Consider the following 20,464-nt stretch of genomic DNA (forward strand, 5'->3'; position numbering starts at 1 on the left):
CGGTAAATCAATTAACGTAGAGTTCTGTCAAATGGTTTTTAAGGCTTTTTTAATTAAATCTTCTAATTTAGATACAGATGGTTCGTTCAGGATAACTTTTTGGATGGATTGCTCTGCCTGTTGCCTTGATATACCTAGTGCAACTAAGGCATTTAACGCATCCTGTTCCAAACTATTGCCCCAATTGGGTGAAATACTTTCGTTTAAAGACTGCTTGCCCAGTTTGTCTTTGAGCTCCAGTACCAAACGTTCGGCAGTCTTCTTTCCTATTCCTTTGACGCTTTCCAGCAACTTAACGTTGCTTTGAATGATTGCCCTGCTTACTTCTTCGGGTTTTAAGGAGGACAGCATCATCCTTGCAGTAGCTGCTCCCACCCCGGAAATGCCTATTAATAATAAAAACATTTCCTTTTCCGATTTCTCAAAAAAGCCAAACAATACATGAGCATCTTCTTTTACCTGCAGGTGCGTATACAACTTACCTTCATTAAGGTTTTGAATATGCGAATACGTATTGAGGCTGATATTTACTTCATATCCCACACCGTTAACATCTACATATACCTGTGCCGGTGTTTTATCGGTAAATTTTCCTTGTAAATATGCGTACATTAATCAGTTCTCAGTTAATAGTTCTTAGTTAAAATGCAGCACTTTATTACAATGAGCGCCTTTGTTTAGTTTTACATAGCGAAAATAGGAATAATTTGTGAGCATCGTTGTTAAAATAGCAATAGCTATTTTTTATGTACTTTTATCGTTCAGAAACCAATAAAACAGAACCGATTAAACAAACTCCCGATTTACATGCAAAAAATTACTGCTGCTATCAGCGCTGTTGGCGGATATGTACCCGAATACAGGCTTACCAACAAAGAACTGGAAACCATGGTGGATACCAATGATGAGTGGATACGCTCCCGTACAGGTATTGAAGAAAGAAGAATATTAAAAGGCGAAGGCCTTGGCAGCAGCGATATGGCGGTGCCTGCTGTGTTGGAATTGTGTAAAAAAAGAGGCATTGACCCCGGCGAAATTGAATGCCTGATTTGCGCAACGGTGACGCCTGATATGGTTTTTCCTGCCACGGCCAACATAGTATGCGATAAGATTGGGGCTGTTAATGCATTTGGATTTGATATTGGCGCTGCCTGCTCCGGCTTTTTGTTTGCGCTTACCACAGGTGCCAGTTTTATTGAAAGTGGCCGCTATAAAAAAGTAGTGGTGGTTGGGGTAGATAAAATGAGCAGTATTATTGATTATAGCGACAGGACCACCTGTATTATTTTTGGTGATGGTGCCGGTGCGGTATTATTAGAACCTAATGAAGAAGGCTGTGGGGTTTTAGATAGTATATTAAAAAGCGATGGCAGCGGCAGCAAATATTTACACATGAAGGCAGGTGGATCCGTAAAGCCTGCAAGTATGGAAAGCGTGTTGGCCAAAGAACATTATGCTTACCAGGAAGGCCAGGCGGTTTTTAAATTTGCCGTAAAAGGCATGGCTGATGTTAGTTACGAACTGATGGAACGTAATAATTTAACTGCTGATGATATTGCCTGGCTGGTACCGCACCAGGCCAACCTGAGGATTATTGATGCTACCGCCAACCGCATGAGTTTACCCAGGGAAAAAGTGATGATCAATATTCAGAAATATGGCAATACCACGGCGGGTACTTTACCGCTTTGTTTGTGGGATTGGGAAAAGCAATTGAAGAAGGGTGATAATATTATTTTAGCTGCTTTTGGTGGCGGGTTTACCTGGGGAGCGACGTGGCTGAAGTGGGCTTATAATAGTTGATTTTGGATATAGGATTTTAGATTTATGATATAAGTATTGTGATAGATTATAATGAAATCACAAATCATACATAATAAATAAAGCCTCTGATTAATCAGAGGCTTTATTTTATAATAGGTTGAATGTGATATTACATATTACCACCTGCTTCCACCACCGCCACCGCGGTTGTTAGAATAACCACCACCGCCACGACTTCCGCCGCCGCCGTAACCACCGCCGCCGGTTCTTGCTTCTCTTTCTTTAGCAACAGAAACTGACATTGCACGTCCTTCTACTTCTTTGTTGTTAAGGCCAGCCATTGCAGCTTTACCTTCTTCGTCGTTACCCATTTCTACAAATCCAAAACCACGGCTTCTGCCTGTTTCCCTGTCTGTAATTACTTTAGCTGAAGATACTTCACCAAATTTTGAAAAAAGATCTGATAATTCTGTATCAGATGTGTTGAAACTTAAATTTGAAACATAAATGTTCATGATAAAAAAATTAAAAATTAAATAAATTAAATGCCTTTGCATTAAGGAGAAAGCAAACTATAAAGACGGGAAAACTATTGTGGTGAGAAAATTTGAAAAATAGAATCTATCAATAATACTTTGAACTAAATACGATAATACAGTGCAAACATACACTAATAAGCCCACAACAAGGCATTTATTTTTTGTGGAAGCTTTACCAGCCTGAGTTTTAACAGTTAATACTAATTCTTCGGAGGGCTTTACGCAATGGAAATTCTTTACTTATTAGCTATATTTGTATCCTAACTGCAATCTATGAAAAGAATACTTTTACTTTTATTGGTTATCTTTTTCTCCAACTATAGCTTTTGCCAATCCTCCCGTTTTATCGTTCGTTTTAAAGATAAAGGCACCAACCCCTATTCACTCAGCAATCCTTCGGCTTATCTTACCAACCGTGCTATTCAACGGCGTACCAGGTATGCTGTAGCCATCGATTCCTCGGATCTGCCGATAACACCAAGGTATATTGATAGCATACGCCTGGCAGGTGCTGTTACCATTCTTAACAGCAGCAAATGGCTGAACCAGGTGGCGATACAAACAACGGATGTTAATGCACTGAACAAGATCAGCAGTTTTCCATTTGTTATCAGCACCAATCCCATTGCGGCATTGATACAACCTGCAGAAGTGCCGGTAAATAAACAATTGGACGCTACCGGCAATTTTGCTCCCGGTGATCACCTGCCGCAAAACACAATAAGTGATTATTACAGTTACGGACAGTCATTCGGCCAGGTGCATTTGCATAACGGAGAGTTTTTACACAACCGGGGTTTCAGGGGAGAAGGTATGCAAATGGCGATGCTGGACGCAGGTTTTTATCATTACTTAAGTTTACCCACGTTTGACAGTATACGAAATAATAACCAGGTGCTGGGTACCTGGGATTTTGTTGCCGGCAATGCCAGTGTGGATGAAGATCATACACATGGTATGAATTGCCTGAGTACAATTGCAGCTAATATGCCCGGCGTATTTATGGGTACCGCACCTAAAACATCTTTTTATTTATACCGTACCGAAGATGTGAATTCAGAATACCCGATAGAGGAACAGAACTGGGCAGCAGGCATTGAAAGAGCCGATAGCCTGGGCGTAGACGTTTGTTCAACTTCATTAGGTTATTTCACTTTTGATAACCCGGCGTTCAACCACACTTATGCTGATATGGATGGCAATACCACCTTAATTGCAAAGGCTGCGGATATGGCTGCCAAAAAAGGAATGCTGATAGTGGTTGCAGCAGGTAATGAAGGTACCAGCAGCTGGCACTACATCATCACGCCTGCCGATGCGGATAGTGTAATGGCGGTTGGCGCTGTAACCACCAACGGTGTAGTAGGCGGTTTCAGCAGTTTTGGGCCCAGCAGCGATGGACAGGTAAAACCCAGTGTTGCAGCAGTAGGTGTTGGTGCAGTAATTGCCAACAGTGCCAATGGCCAACCCACATTTGGCAATGGCACTTCATTTGCCTGCCCTAATATGGCGGGATTGAGCACCTGCTTATGGCAGGCTTTTCCCGAAGTGAATAACATGACGATCATCAATACACTACAACAGTCCGCTACCAGGGCTGCAAACCCTGATGACCGGGTGGGATACGGCATACCGGATATGAAGAAAGCCTTTGTAATGCTGATCAAACAATTGCATTCGCAACAGGTTGCTATATCCAACTGCAAAACCAACCTGCAATGGAATGTAAAAACAGATTCTGTTATCAGTCTGGTAGTAGAAAGAAAACTGAGTTCTGATATTAATTATATACCACTCAATACACTTACTTCAACAGGTGCTTTTGCAGCAAGAAATTTTACCTATAATGATGACCTTTCAACAATTACCAGCACCACTATTAAATACAGGCTTAAAGTGAATATTGCCAGCGATACCAGCTTTTATTTAGATTCGGCAACAGTGAATTTTGTGCCTAAGCCAAATTTTGGTGCAGATAAATCAATCACCCGCTGCAGCGACAGCAGTTTAAATTTAACTACTTTATACAGCACTGCTGGTTTAACTGCTTTATGGACCCTGAATACCATTACTGTGGCTAATCCTTCGGCAGTGAATGTTTCAGGCATTTATCAATTAACCGGCAACAATACTTCGGGTTGTGCTGATACCGCATTGGTAACCTTGAATTTTATTGCCAAGCCAAATCTTGGTGCAGATAAAGTGGTTGCAAAATGTACAGACAGCAGTTTTAATTTAACCACTTTGTTTACCACAACAGGTTTAACCACTTCATGGACAATTAGCGGTACTCCTGTCGCCACTCCTTCTGCCGTAAGTGTTGCAGGAATTTATCGTTTGATTGTTGTTAATACTTCCGGCTGTTCGGATACAGCATTGGTAACAGTAAATAATGACCCGCAGCTTTGTCCTGTAATTATTAATAAAATCACTATCACCCCTAACCCGGTGAGTGACAAACTTAAAGTGGTTATTACCAATAAAAATGGGATAAAAGCAGAGCTCATAATTTATAATACGCTTGGAGAAAAAATATATAGTACCACAGGGCAGCAGGCAGCAGGTACACAAACCTATTCCATACCAATGAAGCAAATGGCGTCGGGGGTTTATTATGTAGCTGTATTTATAAATGATAAAAAAGAAGCCGTGAAGCAAATAGTGAACCGGTAATTATTTCTTAAATACCGCTACAAACATAGAGTCTGCCTTTATATCATAGCCTTTTAATAATTCCATGTGCAGTATCTGCAGGTTGAATTTTTCTTTGATAAAGTGTGCCACTTCTTCATTTTCTTCTTTAAATACCGAACAGGTAATGTAAAAAAACAACCCTTCTGTTTGCAGGTAAGGTATTACGTTAGTAACTATCTGCTTTTGGCGCTGCGTAAACTCTGCAATAATTTCCGGTTTAAAATAAAAAAGATTTTCGGGTGTACGGCTCCAGGTACCGCTGCCTGTACAAGGTGCATCGCAAACAATCAGCTGGTAATTATACAATGGCAATACACCCTGCGTGCCTTTTGCCGTTAATGCAGGAAATTTAAACCCGGGGGTATTCAGGTCTCCTAAAAAATAATTGTAATTCTTTATACCGGCTTTATTAAACCGCTGGTGCAGGTTTAACAGAATACTCAGCCTGATATCAGATACGGTAAGCTCAATATTTTTTTTCAGAATATCAAATAATAAAATGGATTTACCGCCACTTGCCGCACAACAATCCCAGGCTGTAACTGCAGCCTTGCCGATTGCAAAACCTTTTAAAAAATTAAATACCTGCTGCGAATTATAATCCTGTATCACAGCTTCCCTGTCGGTTTCAATTACCTCATCCAGCTTAGTGGCATTGGATAATGCAATACAATCTTCATCCATTAAGGCCAATGGGATTTTTGCTTTTTGTAATTTCTGAACAACGATATTTTTTTTATTAGGCCTTACCCGTAAAAATAATTTGGGTTGTTGTAAAAAAGATTCGCAGAATTTTGAATGGCTTACTGCAGCTGTTAATTCTTCTTTAAAAGGAAATATTTCTTTTGCTGAAAAACTGATCAACGCTATTTTTTCTTCCAGGGGTTTTCCTATCCACTCGTCCCACTCTGGTTTAAAAAAATGGATGACCTCATTGTAAATGGTTTCGCTTAAAAACAAGCCCGTTAAAATATTATCTTCAACAGAACCAGTAGCGGCAGCTTTTCCTAAACGGAAATATGCATAACATAGTGAAGCGATATATTTCCTGTCTTTGGAACCGTATTTTTTATTGGCTGCAAAAAACTTTTTTAAATAACTGGCAAAAGGTTCCTCTCCCTTGTATAATTCAAGTAATCTTTTGCTAGTATTTAAATAGGATTGGTAGCGCATTTGTACAAAAATAAAGCCTGTTGCGAAACAACAGGCTTAAAAACGTTGAAACTCTATTTATATTATAATTCCAGCAAACTCTTTACGGGATCTTTTCCAAATAATAATAATGCAGGATTTTCCAGTAATTCTTTGACCCTTACCAGGAAACTCACCGATTCCCGGCCGTCAATAATACGGTGATCGTAGCTTAATGCCAGGTACATCATTGGTTTAATTACCACCTGGCCATTAACTGCCATTGGCCTTTGCAGAATATTATGCATACCCAAAATAGCCGATTGCGGAATGTTGATGATCGGTGTACTCATCATCGACCCGAAAATACCGCCATTAGTGATGGTGAAGGTTCCCCCGGTCATTTCTTCTATGGTCAGTTTATTGTCTTTTGCCTTGGTGGCCAGTTCTACCACTTTCTTTTCAATTTCGGCCATGCTCAGGCTTTCGGCATTTCTTATTACCGGTACCACCAACCCTTTGGGGGCACTTACAGCAATGGAGATATCGCAGTACTCATGATAAATAATATTTTCGCCATCAATGTAGGCATTTACCGATGGCCATTCCATTAATGCATAGGTACAGGCTTTGGTAAAGAAACTCATAAAGCCCAGGTTGACCCCGTGGCCTTCTTTAAATTTATCCTTATACTTTGCTCTTATTTCCATTATGGCACTCATATCCACTTCGTTAAAAGTGGTGAGCATTGCCGTGGTATTTTTTGCTTCCACCAAACGACGGCTGATGGTTTTGCGGAGATTGCTCATTTTTTCCGGCCTGTCGGTACGGCCAAACATAGCAACGCCTGGTTTTCGGCCGGGATTACTCAATGCTTCCAATACATCCTGTTTCACTATTTTTCCGTTAGAGCCGGTAGCGGTAACAGTTTTAACGTCAACTTTTTTATCGGCAATAATGGCTGCGGCTACAGGAGTAGCTTTGGTTTCGGTTTCAGCTTTGGGATTTATGATTTCAGATTTCGGCGCTTCAGCAGGTTTTGCTGCTGCTTTTTCGGGTGCCTTTTCTGTAGCGGCAGCGGCGCCTTCCGGTTTTGCTGCATCGGTATCAATGGAGCAAACAATATCTCCTATCTTCAAGGTATCGCCTTCCTGTGCAATTATTTTAATGGTGCCGGCCTGCTCTGCATTCAATTCAAAAGTGGCTTTTTCGCTTTCCAGTTCTGCAATTACTTCGTCCCTGTTGGCATAGTCACCATTTTTTTTAAGCCATTTCACTAAAGTTACTTCGCTAATGCTTTCTCCTACAGTAGGAACTTTTATGTCGATTGCCATCTATTTATTTTTATGAGTTGTGCAAATTTCGGGGAAAATAAAGGATTATAGAAATTGATTTGCAGAAATATGGTTAAAAATAAATGTGCAGCTATTGTAAGCTGCACAACTACTATTTTTAAGGGGTGTTTTTCAGTTTTAAACCAGCGAATGCTTCAGGTTCCCAGGTAGGTTTTTAAGATCTTACACCTGGAGGCCGTTCTTAATTTGGTAATGGCTTTGTCCTTAATCTGCCTTACTCTTTCCCTGGTAAGGTTAAATCTTTCACCAATATCTTCCAGGCTTAGTGCATGATCTATACCAATGCCAAAAAAGTAACGGATCACATCTTTCTGCCTTTCGGAAAGGGTACTCAGGGAACGTTCAATTTCTGTTTTTAAGGAAGCTTTAAAAGCCAGTTCATTATCGGTGCTGATGGCATTGGGATTTATCATCACATCCATCAGGGTATTATCTTCTCCATCTGCCAACGGCTGGTCCATACTTACATGGCGGATACCTGCGCCCAGCGTAGCCCTTACTTCTTCTATATCCATTTCTAAAAAAGCAGCCAGTTCTTCTGCACTGGGCTCTCTTTCAAATTCCTGTTCCAATAAAGAATAGGCTTTGCTGATCCTGTTGGAGAGGCCAACTTTATTTAAAGGTAATCTTACAATTCTCGATTGTTCGGCCAATGCCTGCAAAATACTCTGGCGTATCCACCATACGGCATAGGAAATAAATTTAAAGCCCCTGGTTTCGTCAAAACGCTGTGCTGCTTTAATGAGGCCAAGATTACCTTCATTGATAAGATCAGGTAAAGTAAGGCCCTGGTTCTGGTACTGTTTGGCAACAGATACTACAAATCTCAAATTAGCTTTGGTTAGTTTATCCAATGCTACCTGGTCGCCGTTTTTAATACGGATGGCGAGGGAAACCTCTTCTTCGGGAGAGATTAATTCCACTTTTCCAATTTCCTGTAAATACTTCTCTAAACTCTGACTCTCACGATTGGTGATGGACTTGGTGATCTTTAGTTGACGCATGCTCATAAGCCTGCAGTTTTAAAGGTTAGGTTTAGAAATGGTTTGCGGCCTGCCTGCCGGTAGGCGGGTTAATGATTTGTTAAAAAATATTACTATTATTAACGTAATTTATACTATTTAAAGTATCTGACCAAAAAACTTTTTGTAACAACCTGTCTTTCAGCAGCTTTAAAAAGGCATTTTCGCAATGCGGTATGTTAATAAGTAAGCGTAAAATAAATGCGCAAATATTTTGTTACGAGAATTATTTTGTTATTATTGCATGCTTGAAAGGATTTATTAAAATATAAGGATGAGTAAGAAACAATTATTTACATTAGAATACCCGGTTAGATGTTCACCCGGCATTTTGTATGAGTTTTTAAGTACACCAGCAGGCTTACAGGAATGGTTTGCAGATAAAGTGGATGAACGTGATGGCGTTTTTAGTTTTTCGTGGAATGGCACTACTGATAAAGCTGAGTTATTGGAAAGCGAAGAAGATAAATTTGTACGCTTTCATTGGTCGCATATGCCTAAGGGTGAGTATTTTGAATGGAGCATTGAAAAATCTGAAGTTACTAACCAAACCATTTTGGTAATAAAGGACTTTGCAGAAAAAAAGGATATTAAAGACCAGAGCCAGTTATGGGAATACCAGATCAAAGATCTTTTCCATCGTATAGGCAGTTAATATTTTAACAGGTGCAGCAGATCTGAAAAGGCTTTTTGCAACAATACATCCATTTGATTCCACTGGTGTAGTGAAAATTTTGCAGCCACTTTTATAAAGTGCTGTTGTGATAGTGCTGTGTTTATTTCTTCCTCATCCAGTGTATTGGCAGCTATGTAATTGCCGGCTTCAAAATGATGTTCCCATTCGTTATTGTTAGTACATAGGTATAGATTATGTTGCCGCATGGCATTACTGTTGTTTTGCAAAGCCTGTTTAAACATTGTTTTGTAAGTACCCGACAAGTGCAGGGTACAACTAAAGAAATTTCCCCACCAGAACATGGTACGAATGGCGAATATATTTTCCCTGTCAAAACAGCGGGGGTAATCCAGCAGCACATACGGTAATTGCAGGTAATTTTCTCCTTTTGCAATTTTTGGTGCCGTTATAATGGCCGCCGTTGGCAGATATTCCCTTTCGGCTTCAATAATATCCTGCATGGCAACTGCTATTGCGCCAAAAAGCAAATTCACCTTATCGATAATGATACGTTTCGTTAAAATCCATTCCGTATTTGTTACCAATTGCATTTCACCGGAAGAAAGCGTTAATTTTGATACTTCAGTCATAGTAGCATACAATTTACAAATAACTTTTAACAGCCTTTACAAAGGGGTATGATAAAAAAATTAGACAAGCTCATTATTAAATCCTTCCTGGGGCCATTTATTGCTACCTTTTTTATTACCCTGTTCATCCTGTTAATGCAAACTTTGTGGAAGTACATTGATGACCTTGTGGGAAAAGGCCTTGACTTCTGGACGATAGGAAAGTTTATCTGGTACATGAGTGCCACTTTGCTGATGCTGGCCATGCCCATCTCCATTTTATTATCATCTATCATGACATTTGGTAACCTGGGCGAAAGTTTTGAACTGGTGGCCATTAAATCATCCGGCATTTCCTTGCTGCGTTTTATGCGGCCCTTATTTTTTGTAGCGCTATTGCTATGCGGTATCACTTTTGTTTTTGCCAACTACCTGATACCTGTAGCCTATCTTAAATCTACTGCATTGTACAACGATATCATGTATAAAAAGCCGGCACTTGATCTTAAGGAAGGGGTTTTTTATACGCATATTCCTACGTATGCGATTAAGATAGGGAAAAAAGATGCCGACGGCAAAACGATACATAATGTTTTGATCTATGAGCAATCGAACCCGATGCAGGATAATTGTATTGTTGCAGAAACAGGGATCATGAAAACCTCAGATGATAAACAATATTTAGAATTCAATTTACAAAACGGCTATCGGTACCAGGAAAGAGGAAATTCAGGCGATACCGCCACAGAATATATACGGCTGGGCTTTAAAACCTTTAAAAAATTATTTGACCTCAGGGCATTACAAATGGGCGCCACTCCCGATTCTATTTACAAGAGTAATTATAAAATGAAAAGTGTGCGTTTACTCAATATAGGTATCGACTCTTTAAAAAAGATTGATGATTCGTTATACAAGAGAATCAATGCAGAAATAAGTGGTTTCGTTCATTACTTAACTATTAACGACAGCACCTGGAAAAAAAATACAGTAACTGCAAAGGCAGATACTATCGATAATCTTTTACCTGACAGTGCCAGGCTTAACGTATATGAGACCGCTACCAACACAGCCACTTTTATGCGTAACACTATTCAGAATAATATCAGCGAGATAACCAATAAGGATAACGAGATCAAATTTCATAAACTGGAATGGCACAGAAAGTATTCGCTTTCGCTTGCGTGCCTGGTATTATTTTTTATTGGCGCCCCGCTGGGTTCCATAATCCGCAAAGGCGGGTTGGGCATGCCGCTTGTAGTAGCCATTGTATTCTTCCTGATCTTTCACCTGCTGAATATGTTTGGCGAAAAATTTGTAAAAGAAGATATCACTTCTCCCCTGCTGGGCATGTGGCTTTCTGTATTGGTATTAATTCCGGTAGGTATTTTTCTTACCTATAAAGCGTTGCACGACTCACAGTTATTCAGCAAAGAATTTTATAACAGGGTTTTCAAAAGATTCAGGCTGTTTTTAAGTACATTTAGCAAAGCAAAGAATACATTACAAACCTCTAAATAATTTACTATGTCATCAATATCAAAAAGTCGCAGAAAATTTATTGCCAATTCTGCCAAAGGTGCTATTGCCGCAAGCGTAGGGTTAAGTGCTGCAGGAACTTTTATTGCATCCTGTGCCGAAGCAAAACCAATTGCAAAAACTATGGTGTTCACTAATTTTGACCAGCAGCCATTACCTTACAAATACGATGCGCTGGAAAATGTAATTGATGCCATGACGATGGAAATTCATTACAGTAAGCATGCCGCTGCATATGCTAAAAATGTAAAAGAAGCGGCGGCGGCCGAAGCGGTAGACGTAAGCAAACCGTTGGAGGATGTGCTGGCAAAAATTTCAAAATATTCTCCCAAGATGCGTAATAATGGTGGCGGGCATTATAACCACGAATTATTCTGGCAATGTATGAGAGCAAAAACCACAGACAATAAACCTTCCGGAAAACTTGCGGTGGCCATTGATAAGAGTTTTACCTCGTTTGCTGAATTTAAAAAACAATTTGCTACTGCCGGTGCAACAAGGTTTGGAAGTGGCTGGGCATGGTTGTATGCCGATAAGGATAATAATCTTAAGATTGGCTCCACACCAAATCAGGATAATCCCCTGATGGACATCAGCGATATTAAAGGCACTCCATTATTAGCATTAGATGTTTGGGAGCATGCTTACTATTTAAAATATCAAAATAAAAGAGCTGATTATATTGAGAACTGGTGGAATGTAGTAAACTGGGATTTTGTGCAGCAGCGTTTTGAAAAATTATAGCATATTACTAAGAGAAGTTAAATCTTAAAGGCCGGCTTCTTTAAAACATAGTTTACGATTACATAAAAATATTTTTTCGTTTTTATGTAATCGTTTTTATTTGCTCATCCTGTTGCCAAACAGTTTTATGAGAAAATATTTTCCGGTTGCCCTGTTGCTTTTGTTGTGTTCCATTATTACAAAAGCTCAAATGCCACAGCTTACCATTGATGGCAAAACCAATAACGGGGTTCAGTTACAGGCATTAAAAATAGATGTAAAAGTATGCGGTACCGTAGCCAGAACCACCTGGCAAATGACCTTTAAAAACACTACCTCAAAAATACTGGAGGGCACCTTAAACTTTCCGCTTAAAGATGGATTAAGTGCAAGCCGTTATGCATTAGACATTAACGGAAAAATGAGAGAAGCGGTACCTGTAGACCGGGCAAAAGGCACGGAAGTATTTGAAACCATCGAAAGAAGAAGAGTTGATCCCGGCCTTTTAGAAAAAGCAGACGGCAACACCTTCCGTACCCGTATCTATCCTATCAATCCTAATAGCACCCGTACCGTTTTAATAGGTTACGAAGAAGAATTGCCCCTGGCAGGCGATGCTGCATTGCATTATTATCTTCCTTTAAATTTAAAAGATACGGTTGCTGATTTTAATCTTGATTTATCTGTTATTCAATCCGCTACACAGCCCGTTTTTGATTCGTCCCTTAATGAAAACATCAGTTTTACCAACAGCAATAACCAGTACAATGCCGCAATGCATAAAATTAATTATGTGCCCGGGTATGCATTGTCGTTCAGTATACCCAAACCATTGGACGCTGCTGAAGTAATGTTACAGGAATTTGAAAATAAATATTATTACCTCATCAATACAAGGCTGCAAAAAAATGAAAGAGAAAAAACTGCACCCTCAGCAGTAGGTTTGTTGTGGGATGTTTCTTTAAGTGGCACCGGCAGAAATATCAAAAAAGAAATGGAATTACTGGATGCGTATTTTAAAAAACTAAATTCTGCAACCATTGATTTTATTGCATTCAGCAATACTATAAAAAACACAAAAACCTATACGCTTGCGAACGGTAATTGGGAGGAATTAAAAAAAGATATTACTGCATTGCAATACGATGGCGCAACAGATCTAGGCAATCTTAATTTAAAAAATATAAAGGCAGATGAATTTTTACTGGTGAGTGACGGGCACCATACCTTAGGTAATAAAACCCTGCAGTTGGGTAATAAACCTGTGTATTGTATCAATAGTTCTGTAACCGCCGATTACAGCAACCTTAAATTTATTGCCGGCAAAACAGGCGGCCTTGTTATAGATATTCAGCATGAAGCAATAGCAGATGCACTGAAAAAACTGGTAAATCAACCCTTTCGCTTTTTAGGCATTAAACAAAACAATTTCACTAAAGAAAATTATCCTTCTATACCCGTTGTGGTGGCTGATAATTTTGCAGTGGCAGGTATTGCCGATGAAGCTATACAGGAAATGGTTTTGCAATTTGGTTATGGCAACAATGTGACCTACGAAAAAACAATCACCATCAATTCTGACAAACAACTTTGCGAAAACTTCGACATCACTAAAGTGTTTGCACAAAAGAAAATTGCAGAACTGGATATTCAATACAATCAAAATAAACAGGAGATTGAAAGACTGGGCAAACAGTTTGGGGTGGTTACCCGAAATACTTCTTTAATTGTTTTGGAAACCATTAACGATTACCTGCAATACCAGATAGAACCGCCTGCAGAATTGAGACAGGAATATGACAGAATTATGAAAATGCGTGGCGGCGATATCATTACAAAAAAAGAAGCCGACCTGAGAAATTCATTAAATATGATGGCGGTATTGAAAGGCTGGTATGATAAAAAAGAAGTAGTTACCACACCGGCGCAAAACAACCCTGTTGCAATACAACGGCCTGTTGGCATCACTCCAAGGCCTGTTGGAGAAACCAAAACCCTCTCGGGTAAAATAACTGATAAAGATGGCAATGCCGTTGCAGGCTCAACAGTAATGCTAAAAGGTACCCATACGGGTGTATCATCGGATGCCAATGGGGGCTTTAGCATACGTGCCAAAAAAGGCGATGTATTACAATTTTCGGCGGTAGGTTTTATTCCATTTGAACAACGCATCAGTAACAGTAGTATGATTTCTGTTGTAATTGAAAAATCAAGAATAGAATTACAGGAAGTGGTGGTAATTGGATACGGCTCGGAAAAAAGAACAATGGTTACAGGCAGCAGTGTCCAAAACATAAGTAGCGAACAGTTAAATGTAGTGAGACAAAATAATATTAATGATGCGTTGGCCGGAAAAGTGGCGGGTGTACAGGTAAGAAGCCAGTCTGCCACCACACCCGGCGCAAGTAATAATGTTGGTTTACGTGGACAAAATGGTCTTGATGCAAATTCAGGATTGGTGAATTTTGGAGATGGTGAAATACTTAAAGACAGGGCTCCTCTTAACCCCGATGACGATTCAAGGTTCCAGGCAACGTGGAAAGATAAAAATAATGCGAACAGTAAACCAACCGGAAGAAAAAATACGACCGATGGATATTATCAATCTGCAACCCTGCCCATCGATTCTTTAAACCCGTCCTTTAATCCTGCAAATTTTGATTACCTGAAGGCCATCAAACAAACCGACAGGGCCAACCGTTATTTAAAATATTTAGAACTGCGTAAATACTATAGTAACAGGCCAACGTATTTTTTTGATATCGCTTCTTATCTATTAAAAACAGGTGATAAAATTAATGGCATTACTATTCTCACAAATCTTGCCGAACTGGAAAACGGCAGTTATGAATTATACAAGATGCTGGGCTATAAATTAAAAGAAGCCGGTGATTACGAAAATGAGTTATCAGCCTTTAAAAAAGTAATGGAGTTGCGCCCTTCTGATCCGCAAAGTTTCAGGGATTGTGCCCTGGCATACCTCGACCTGGGTTATTACCAGCAGGCATTGGATATGTTGTACGAAGGCATGACCAAAAGTTACAGCAGCGAAATGAACAGGATGTATAACGGCATTGAGGAAATATTTTTAACGGAGATCAACCGCATCATAGCATTACACAAAAAAGAACTGGACCTTAAAAAAATAGATAAAAACATTATTGCGGCTATGCCAACTGATGTAAGAGTAGTAATGAACTGGAATAAAAATAATTCTGATATTGACCTATGGGTAACCGACCCCAATGGAGAGAAATGTTTTTACAGCCATAAACTAACAGAAATGGGTGGACGCATATCGGATGATTTCACCGAAGGTTTTGGCCCTGAACAATTCATGCTTAAAACCGGAGTTAAAGGCAAATATAAAATCCAGATCAATTACTACAGCGACAGGCAGGTTACCATTGCCGGCCCCACCACAGTAATGGCGGAGATCTATTTACATTATGGCGCAGCCAATGAAGAAAAAAAGATCATCACCCTGCAAATGGAAAAAGATAAACAAGGAGAAGTATTTATTGGAGAAGTAGAATTATAAAAATCAGTACCCGGCACATGCGGCTCATACTTTGGTATTTCCAGGTTCTTCCCGGAATACCCGGGTGTGGGCTGTTTCTTTTTTATCATTATTAGTTGTATTTTAACAACCAAACTTATTGTAAGCGCATGAAAAAATATTCGCTGTTATTTTTATTAGCGGGCACTTTAATTATGGTTGTAGTAATGGCAAAAACCGGCGCTACTTTAAAAACCCCCGATACTCCCAAAGGCATTCTGGACCTGGAATTTGCTTATAATGCCGCTTTAGCAAATGATGTTAAAACTGCCTGGATACTTAACCCTCCTACTAATAATATCGGCGCAGCGAGCGCCAATACCTGGTTAGATTTTATTTTTCTGTTTTTTTATGCCTTATCTCTATTTTTTACCTGTAAAAAAATTGCAAGGCTGAGTAGCGGCGCCTTTAGCAAGGCCGGAATATTATTTGCCAAAGCTGCATTAATTGCAGGTTTTTTAGATATACTGGAAAATGCAGGCATGTTATATACATTATCCGGACCTACATCGGGAACAGTGGCTTTGTGTACCACTATATGTTCTGTTATAAAATGGGTGCTGGCCTTATTGGCTGCATTGTATTGCCTTGCAGGACTAATTTATATTATCAGCCAAAAGAAAATGAGTTCCTTACTGGCCTGAATTGGCTCAGCCTTTGCCATCGAAGCACTCACCAAAAATGCAACGGTAACAAAGGCTGATAAATTGACAAACAATCTACCGCAAAAGTAATGGCATTAGTGCTTACAAATTGTATCTTTTATGTAAAATTTTGATAAAACAATTTCCGTTAAAAACGCCTACTTTCGTACACCAAAGTTTTACGCACTAAACATCTAAACTAAATTAATTATATGCAAGCCTGGAAAGATTATCAAGCACAAAACAAAGACCGTTTTTTAAACGAACTCCTGGACCTGTTACGCATACCCAGCATCAGCGCTAAAAGCGAACATAAAGCCGATATGCAAAAATGCGCCGAAGCAGTTAAAGCAAGATTGCTGGAAGCCGGTGCCGATAAAGTGGAGATTTACCCTACTGATGGCCACCCATTGGTGTATGGCGAAAAAATGATTGACCCTGCCAAACCAACAGTATTGGTATATGGCCATTATGACGTACAACCTGCCGAACCATTGGAATTGTGGAAGAGCGGACCATTTGAACCCGTGATTATTGATGGTAAAATTTTTGCCCGTGGCAGTTGCGATGATAAAGGACAGTTTTACATGCATGTGAAAGCGCTGGAAACAATGGTGAAGACAAACAGCATGACCACCAATATTAAATTTTGTATTGAAGGGGAAGAAGAAGTGGGTTCTCCTAACCTGGGCAAATTTGTAGCATCACATACTGAATTATTAAAAGCAGATTGTGTATTGATCAGCGATAGTGCAATGATAAGCCTGGATACACCCAGTATTGATATTGGTGTACGTGGCCTTAGCTATATTGAAGTGGAAGTAACCGGCCCTAACCGTGATCTGCACAGCGGTGTTTATGGTGGAGCTGTTGCCAACCCTATTACTATTTTAGCAAAGATGATTGCCAGCTGCCACGATGAGAACAATCATATTACCATACCTGGTTTTTATGATGATGTTTTAAATGCAACTGATGAAGAAAGAAAATTAATGTCGTTAGCGCCATATGATGAGCAGGAATACAAAGATGATTTAGGAGTAAAGGAATTATGGGGCGAAAAAGGTTACAGCACCAATGAAAGAACAGGCATTCGTCCTACACTGGAATTGAATGGTATCTGGGGCGGTTACCAGGGTGAAGGTGCCAAAACTGTTTTGCCCAGTAAAGCCACTGCAAAAATCTCTACCCGTTTAGTACCTAATCAATCTTCTGAAAAAATTACAGCGATGTTGCTGGAGCATTTTAAAAAGATTGCTCCGCCCTATGTAAGCGTACATGCATTTGAACACCATGGCGGCGAACCATACATGACACCAATTGACAGCAAAGCTTACAAAGCTGCTGCCAGGGCAATGGAAACTACATTTGGTAAAACGCCCATTCCTGTTCGTGGAGGAGGCAGCATTCCTATTTGTGCCTTATTTGAAAAAGAGTTGGGTATTAAAATTGTGTTCATGGGTTTTGGATTAGATAGCGATAACCTGCACAGCCCTAATGAAAAATTCAACCTTGATAATTTTTACAAAGGCATTGAAACGATACCGTATTTCCATAAGTGCTTTGCGGAAATGAGTTAAGCGGAAGTGAAAATAAAGTATTGAAATCCCGGTAAGTTGTGCCGGGATTTTTTATTGCTTAGATTTACTGTTTTCAACACGGGTATTGAAATATTAATGCAAACTTTATACTATGATGCTCCGTAATTTCTTACTGCTCTTTTTGCTGTTGCTATTTTCCTGCAACCACAACAAAACAATACCGATATCATCTAAAGATTCTGTGCAACCAGCTATAGCTAAAACAACTACTGATACTACCCACTCCAATACTATTGATAGTAATTACCTGGCCATGGTTAAAGCCATACAAGAGAATCCATACGCTGCCGAGTATGATACTTCATTGAAAGGAGGCTTTTCAATATCTTTTCACCACAATACCGAAGACCAATTTTTGCTCTATCAAAAAGGACAAAAAATAATTGACACTATCGGCAATTGTTCATTAGGCCTTTTGTATAAAAATTCAGGTTATATAGGTGCCGATTTTGACAACAGTTTTGTGTTTGTGCAATCTTATGGCAGCGGCAACCCTGACTATATACAATTATACGATAAAGAAACGGCTACGAATTTAATTGCCAACGGAAGTGCCTGGATTGACGTTGATACAGCAAGGCAGGTGCTCTTGTATTCGAAAGCAGATGTGCCTTTACCTTCGGATAGCATGAGTTTATTTGATGCCAAAAAAAATACGAACCGGCAATATGCTTTTCCGAAAGAGATTTTTGATGAACCGCAGCGGCTTAACCGGATACGTTTAACCAATGTAACGGATAAAACATTTACCATTGAATATGAATTTAAAGACAGGCAGATCACTAAAACAAAGAAGTATATCCGTTAATTCAGTCTACATAATTCCTGAAAAATATTTAAGCCGCTCCAAAATATTAACTATCGTATACATCATTTCGTATAACCTATCCCTTCATTACCTGCACGGCTGAATAATTTTTTTTCTGCGAAGCAACAGTTTGTAAAACAGCAGCATCTCTTTTGATTATATGGAGCATGAAGAAGAACAAAGGAACAGGATGCTGGCACAAATGCTATACAAGTTGTTACAGATTTTTATAGCTGCTGTACTGGTTATAGTGTTTACAACAATAGTGATCTGTTACCTGTAGCCCTCCCCTGCCTGCAATGGTTAGCATCTTCAAAAAAACTTTATTATTTTTAAAGTGCAGCAAAATCATTATTGCTGGTTACCTGCTGAAATTGTACAATTTTTTATTCTTCAAACCTTAAACTAAAAAAATGAAACATCCTGTTATTGCCATGGCTTTAATTTTTGTAATTACACTAGCCGCCTGCAACAGTAAAGATGAAACTACAAAAGCAACAGCAGCACCTACTGCTACCAAAGAAGAGTTAATTAAACGGGGAGCCTACCTGGTGCAAATTTCCGGTTGCAATGATTGTCATTCGCCTAAAAAGCCCGGCCCCAACGGTCCGGAACTGGTACCCGAATTGATGCTATCCGGCTATTCGCAGCATACGCCCCTTCCGCAAGGCGATAAAAATGTTTTGTCTGCAGGGTTTTCCGTTTTTGCCCCCGATTTAACCGCAGCCACCGGCCCGTGGGGCACCAGTTTTTCAGCCAACCTTACACCGGATTCTGCCACCGGCATTGGCGGCTGGACAGCGGAACAATTTAAAAATGCCCTTACCAAAGGAAAATTTAAAGGCCAGGATGGCGGCAGGCAACTGCTTCCACCTATGCCCTGGCCTAATTATGCAAAAATGACTGATGAAGATGTGAAAGCCATTTTCAGTTACCTTAAAAGCATTAAACCTGTTAATAATGCCGTACGTCTTCCTTTAAAGCCGGGGCAACTGTAAAATATTAACTAAAAATAGTTGCCGGTTTTGGCAGCAAGTGCGTTGATCGATATGAAACATAATAAATCCCCGATTCTATTTTCGGGGATTTATTTATATATATCGGAAGAGTCAAGATTATCTAACCTGATTGTAGAAGATTTTGTAATCTTTTACAGGCTTTTAAAGTATGTGGTTTTTGACATTAACGGCTTTGTAAGTACTTCAATGGATAGTATTATTTATTAAATATAAGATTGTTCACCTGGTTAATTTCATCCTGGTTGATGGTATGCCCCATGTTCTTGTAGATCTTTACCGTAACATCGGCATTCATATCTTTTAAAATAGTAGTGGTGGCTTCTACTCTTTCCACCGGTACATGTGGATCGGGATCGCTGGTGCCAATGAATACAGGCGTATCGCCAAAATCGCCGGTATAATTTTCTGTATAAATTTTATCGCCGATCAAACCGCCGGTGAATGCCACTACACCGCCATACTTTGCTGCATTCTGCGTAACAAATTCCAATGTTAAGCAGGCTCCCTGAGAAAAACCTAAAAAGAAAATATTCTCTTTAGCTATTCCGCTGTTGGTGATATCCGTTACGGTATCTTTTAAAACCTTCAATGCTGCACTTAATCCGGGCTCGTTGCTTGCAGGCGGAGCAAGAAAAGAATAAGGGTACCAACTATTATTTATAGCCTGCGGTGCCAGCAGTGCAAAATCTTTTACATTTAAATGGCTGGCCAGCGATAAAATATCTTCTGCAGAACCGCCACGCCCATGGGCCATGATCAGTACCTTTTTTGCTTCACTTAATTTTTTGCCTGCTGTAATAATATTTTTCTGATGCATAATT

At 39.6% G+C, this 20,464-nt stretch carries 17 protein-coding genes; 10 read left to right on the top strand and 7 right to left on the bottom strand.

The genetic code is table 11. The features are described 5' to 3' along the window. Nucleotides 1–27: 27 nt before the first annotated feature. Nucleotides 28–612 (bottom strand): Holliday junction branch migration protein RuvA, encoded by a 585-nt coding sequence (ruvA, locus tag ACYVM0_RS14670; protein WP_460558081.1) that lies wholly within the window; start codon nt 610–612, stop codon nt 28–30. Between the two features lie 195 nt (nt 613–807). Here ruvA and ACYVM0_RS14675 point away from each other — a divergent pair, with 195 nt between their 5' ends. After that, on the top strand, nt 808–1,803 hold the full coding sequence (locus ACYVM0_RS14675; RefSeq protein WP_460558082.1) for a beta-ketoacyl-ACP synthase III: 996 nt from the start codon (nt 808–810) through the stop codon (nt 1,801–1,803). Nucleotides 1,804–1,940: 137 nt separating this feature from the next. Here ACYVM0_RS14675 and ACYVM0_RS14680 read toward each other — a convergent pair whose 3' ends face one another. Continuing rightward, nucleotides 1,941–2,279: an RNA recognition motif domain-containing protein gene (locus ACYVM0_RS14680; RefSeq protein ID WP_460558083.1), complete on the bottom strand. Its 339-nt coding sequence runs from the start codon at nt 2,277–2,279 to the stop codon at nt 1,941–1,943. Between the two features lie 297 nt (nt 2,280–2,576). On the opposite strand from ACYVM0_RS14680, the gene ACYVM0_RS14685 reads away from it, so the two are divergent. Then, on the top strand, nt 2,577–4,976 hold the full coding sequence (locus ACYVM0_RS14685) for a S8 family serine peptidase (protein ID WP_460558084.1): 2,400 nt from the start codon (nt 2,577–2,579) through the stop codon (nt 4,974–4,976). On the opposite strand, the gene ACYVM0_RS14690 is transcribed toward ACYVM0_RS14685, so the two are convergent. The 3 genes from ACYVM0_RS14690 to ACYVM0_RS14700 all read right to left on the bottom strand — a co-directional run bounded on the left by ACYVM0_RS14690 (nt 4,977) and on the right by ACYVM0_RS14700 (nt 8,493). Further along, nucleotides 4,977–6,170, bottom strand: coding sequence for an RsmB/NOP family class I SAM-dependent RNA methyltransferase (locus ACYVM0_RS14690; protein ID WP_460558085.1), 1,194 nt, complete (start codon nt 6,168–6,170; stop codon nt 4,977–4,979). A gap of 62 nt (nt 6,171–6,232) precedes the next feature. Then, nucleotides 6,233–7,462, bottom strand: a complete 1,230-nt coding sequence (odhB, locus tag ACYVM0_RS14695; RefSeq protein ID WP_460558086.1) for a 2-oxoglutarate dehydrogenase complex dihydrolipoyllysine-residue succinyltransferase — start codon at nt 7,460–7,462, stop codon at nt 6,233–6,235. 155 nt (nt 7,463–7,617) lie between these two features. Further along, nucleotides 7,618–8,493: a sigma-70 family RNA polymerase sigma factor gene (locus tag ACYVM0_RS14700; protein ID WP_460558087.1), complete on the bottom strand. Its 876-nt coding sequence runs from the start codon at nt 8,491–8,493 to the stop codon at nt 7,618–7,620. A gap of 286 nt (nt 8,494–8,779) precedes the next feature. Between ACYVM0_RS14700 and ACYVM0_RS14705 the strand changes: the two genes are divergently transcribed. Next, nucleotides 8,780–9,160, top strand: coding sequence for an START-like domain-containing protein (locus ACYVM0_RS14705; protein WP_430986775.1), 381 nt, complete (start codon nt 8,780–8,782; stop codon nt 9,158–9,160). Here the strand turns inward: ACYVM0_RS14705 and ACYVM0_RS14710 are convergent. After that, complete coding sequence (locus tag ACYVM0_RS14710) at nt 9,157–9,771, bottom strand: hypothetical protein (protein ID WP_460558088.1); 615 nt, start codon at nt 9,769–9,771, stop codon at nt 9,157–9,159. The genes ACYVM0_RS14705 and ACYVM0_RS14710 overlap by 4 nt on opposite strands. A 48-nt stretch (nt 9,772–9,819) precedes the next feature. Between ACYVM0_RS14710 and ACYVM0_RS14715 the strand changes: the two genes are divergently transcribed. The 7 genes from ACYVM0_RS14715 to ACYVM0_RS14745 all read left to right on the top strand — a co-directional run bounded on the left by ACYVM0_RS14715 (nt 9,820) and on the right by ACYVM0_RS14745 (nt 19,622). Continuing rightward, nucleotides 9,820–11,271 (top strand): LptF/LptG family permease, encoded by a 1,452-nt coding sequence (locus tag ACYVM0_RS14715; RefSeq protein WP_460558089.1) that lies wholly within the window; start codon nt 9,820–9,822, stop codon nt 11,269–11,271. A 6-nt stretch (nt 11,272–11,277) separates the two neighbouring features. After that, a complete protein-coding gene (locus ACYVM0_RS14720; protein ID WP_460558090.1) occupies nt 11,278–12,033 on the top strand; it encodes a superoxide dismutase in 756 nt (251 codons plus the stop codon). A 127-nt stretch (nt 12,034–12,160) separates the two neighbouring features. Next, nucleotides 12,161–15,553 (top strand): VIT domain-containing protein, encoded by a 3,393-nt coding sequence (locus ACYVM0_RS14725; RefSeq protein WP_460558091.1) that lies wholly within the window; start codon nt 12,161–12,163, stop codon nt 15,551–15,553. 128 nt (nt 15,554–15,681) lie between these two features. After that, nucleotides 15,682–16,215 (top strand): hypothetical protein, encoded by a 534-nt coding sequence (locus ACYVM0_RS14730; protein WP_460558092.1) that lies wholly within the window; start codon nt 15,682–15,684, stop codon nt 16,213–16,215. A 212-nt stretch (nt 16,216–16,427) separates the two neighbouring features. Further along, nucleotides 16,428–17,795, top strand: a complete 1,368-nt coding sequence (locus ACYVM0_RS14735) for a M20 family dipeptidase (protein WP_460558093.1) — start codon at nt 16,428–16,430, stop codon at nt 17,793–17,795. A gap of 112 nt (nt 17,796–17,907) precedes the next feature. Next, the gene (locus ACYVM0_RS14740) at nt 17,908–18,624 is read left to right on the top strand and encodes a hypothetical protein (protein ID WP_460558094.1); all 717 of its coding nucleotides are present in this window, start codon (nt 17,908–17,910) and stop codon (nt 18,622–18,624) included. Between the two features lie 413 nt (nt 18,625–19,037). Continuing rightward, a complete protein-coding gene (locus ACYVM0_RS14745; RefSeq protein ID WP_460558095.1) occupies nt 19,038–19,622 on the top strand; it encodes a c-type cytochrome in 585 nt (194 codons plus the stop codon). Between the two features lie 217 nt (nt 19,623–19,839). On the opposite strand, the gene ACYVM0_RS14750 is transcribed toward ACYVM0_RS14745, so the two are convergent. Next, nucleotides 19,840–20,460, bottom strand: coding sequence for an alpha/beta hydrolase (locus ACYVM0_RS14750; RefSeq protein WP_460558096.1), 621 nt, complete (start codon nt 20,458–20,460; stop codon nt 19,840–19,842). Between the last annotated feature and the right edge of the window lie 4 nt (nt 20,461–20,464).

It is taken from the genome of Ferruginibacter profundus, assembly GCF_054783275.1.

Bases quoted from the DNA above. Each gene is read 5' to 3' on its own strand.
- ACYVM0_RS14735 (WP_460558093.1), top strand. From the start codon at position 16,428: ATGCAAGCCTGGAAAGATTATCAAGCACAAAACAAAGACCGTTTTTTA.
- ACYVM0_RS14680 (WP_460558083.1), bottom strand. From the start codon at position 2,279: ATGAACATTTATGTTTCAAATTTAAGTTTCAACACATCTGATACAGAA.
- ACYVM0_RS14685 (WP_460558084.1), top strand. From the start codon at position 2,577: ATGAAAAGAATACTTTTACTTTTATTGGTTATCTTTTTCTCCAACTAT.
- ACYVM0_RS14675 (WP_460558082.1), top strand. From the start codon at position 808: ATGCAAAAAATTACTGCTGCTATCAGCGCTGTTGGCGGATATGTACCC.
- ACYVM0_RS14730 (WP_460558092.1), top strand. From the start codon at position 15,682: ATGAAAAAATATTCGCTGTTATTTTTATTAGCGGGCACTTTAATTATG.
- ruvA (WP_460558081.1), bottom strand. From the start codon at position 612: ATGTACGCATATTTACAAGGAAAATTTACCGATAAAACACCGGCACAG.
- ACYVM0_RS14690 (WP_460558085.1), bottom strand. From the start codon at position 6,170: ATGCGCTACCAATCCTATTTAAATACTAGCAAAAGATTACTTGAATTA.
- ACYVM0_RS14710 (WP_460558088.1), bottom strand. From the start codon at position 9,771: ATGACTGAAGTATCAAAATTAACGCTTTCTTCCGGTGAAATGCAATTG.
- odhB (WP_460558086.1), bottom strand. From the start codon at position 7,462: ATGGCAATCGACATAAAAGTTCCTACTGTAGGAGAAAGCATTAGCGAA.
- ACYVM0_RS14750 (WP_460558096.1), bottom strand. From the start codon at position 20,460: ATGCATCAGAAAAATATTATTACAGCAGGCAAAAAATTAAGTGAAGCA.
- ACYVM0_RS14715 (WP_460558089.1), top strand. From the start codon at position 9,820: ATGATAAAAAAATTAGACAAGCTCATTATTAAATCCTTCCTGGGGCCA.
- ACYVM0_RS14725 (WP_460558091.1), top strand. From the start codon at position 12,161: ATGAGAAAATATTTTCCGGTTGCCCTGTTGCTTTTGTTGTGTTCCATT.
- ACYVM0_RS14720 (WP_460558090.1), top strand. From the start codon at position 11,278: ATGTCATCAATATCAAAAAGTCGCAGAAAATTTATTGCCAATTCTGCC.
- ACYVM0_RS14705 (WP_430986775.1), top strand. From the start codon at position 8,780: ATGAGTAAGAAACAATTATTTACATTAGAATACCCGGTTAGATGTTCA.
- ACYVM0_RS14740 (WP_460558094.1), top strand. From the start codon at position 17,908: ATGATGCTCCGTAATTTCTTACTGCTCTTTTTGCTGTTGCTATTTTCC.
- ACYVM0_RS14745 (WP_460558095.1), top strand. From the start codon at position 19,038: ATGAAACATCCTGTTATTGCCATGGCTTTAATTTTTGTAATTACACTA.
- ACYVM0_RS14700 (WP_460558087.1), bottom strand. From the start codon at position 8,493: ATGAGCATGCGTCAACTAAAGATCACCAAGTCCATCACCAATCGTGAG.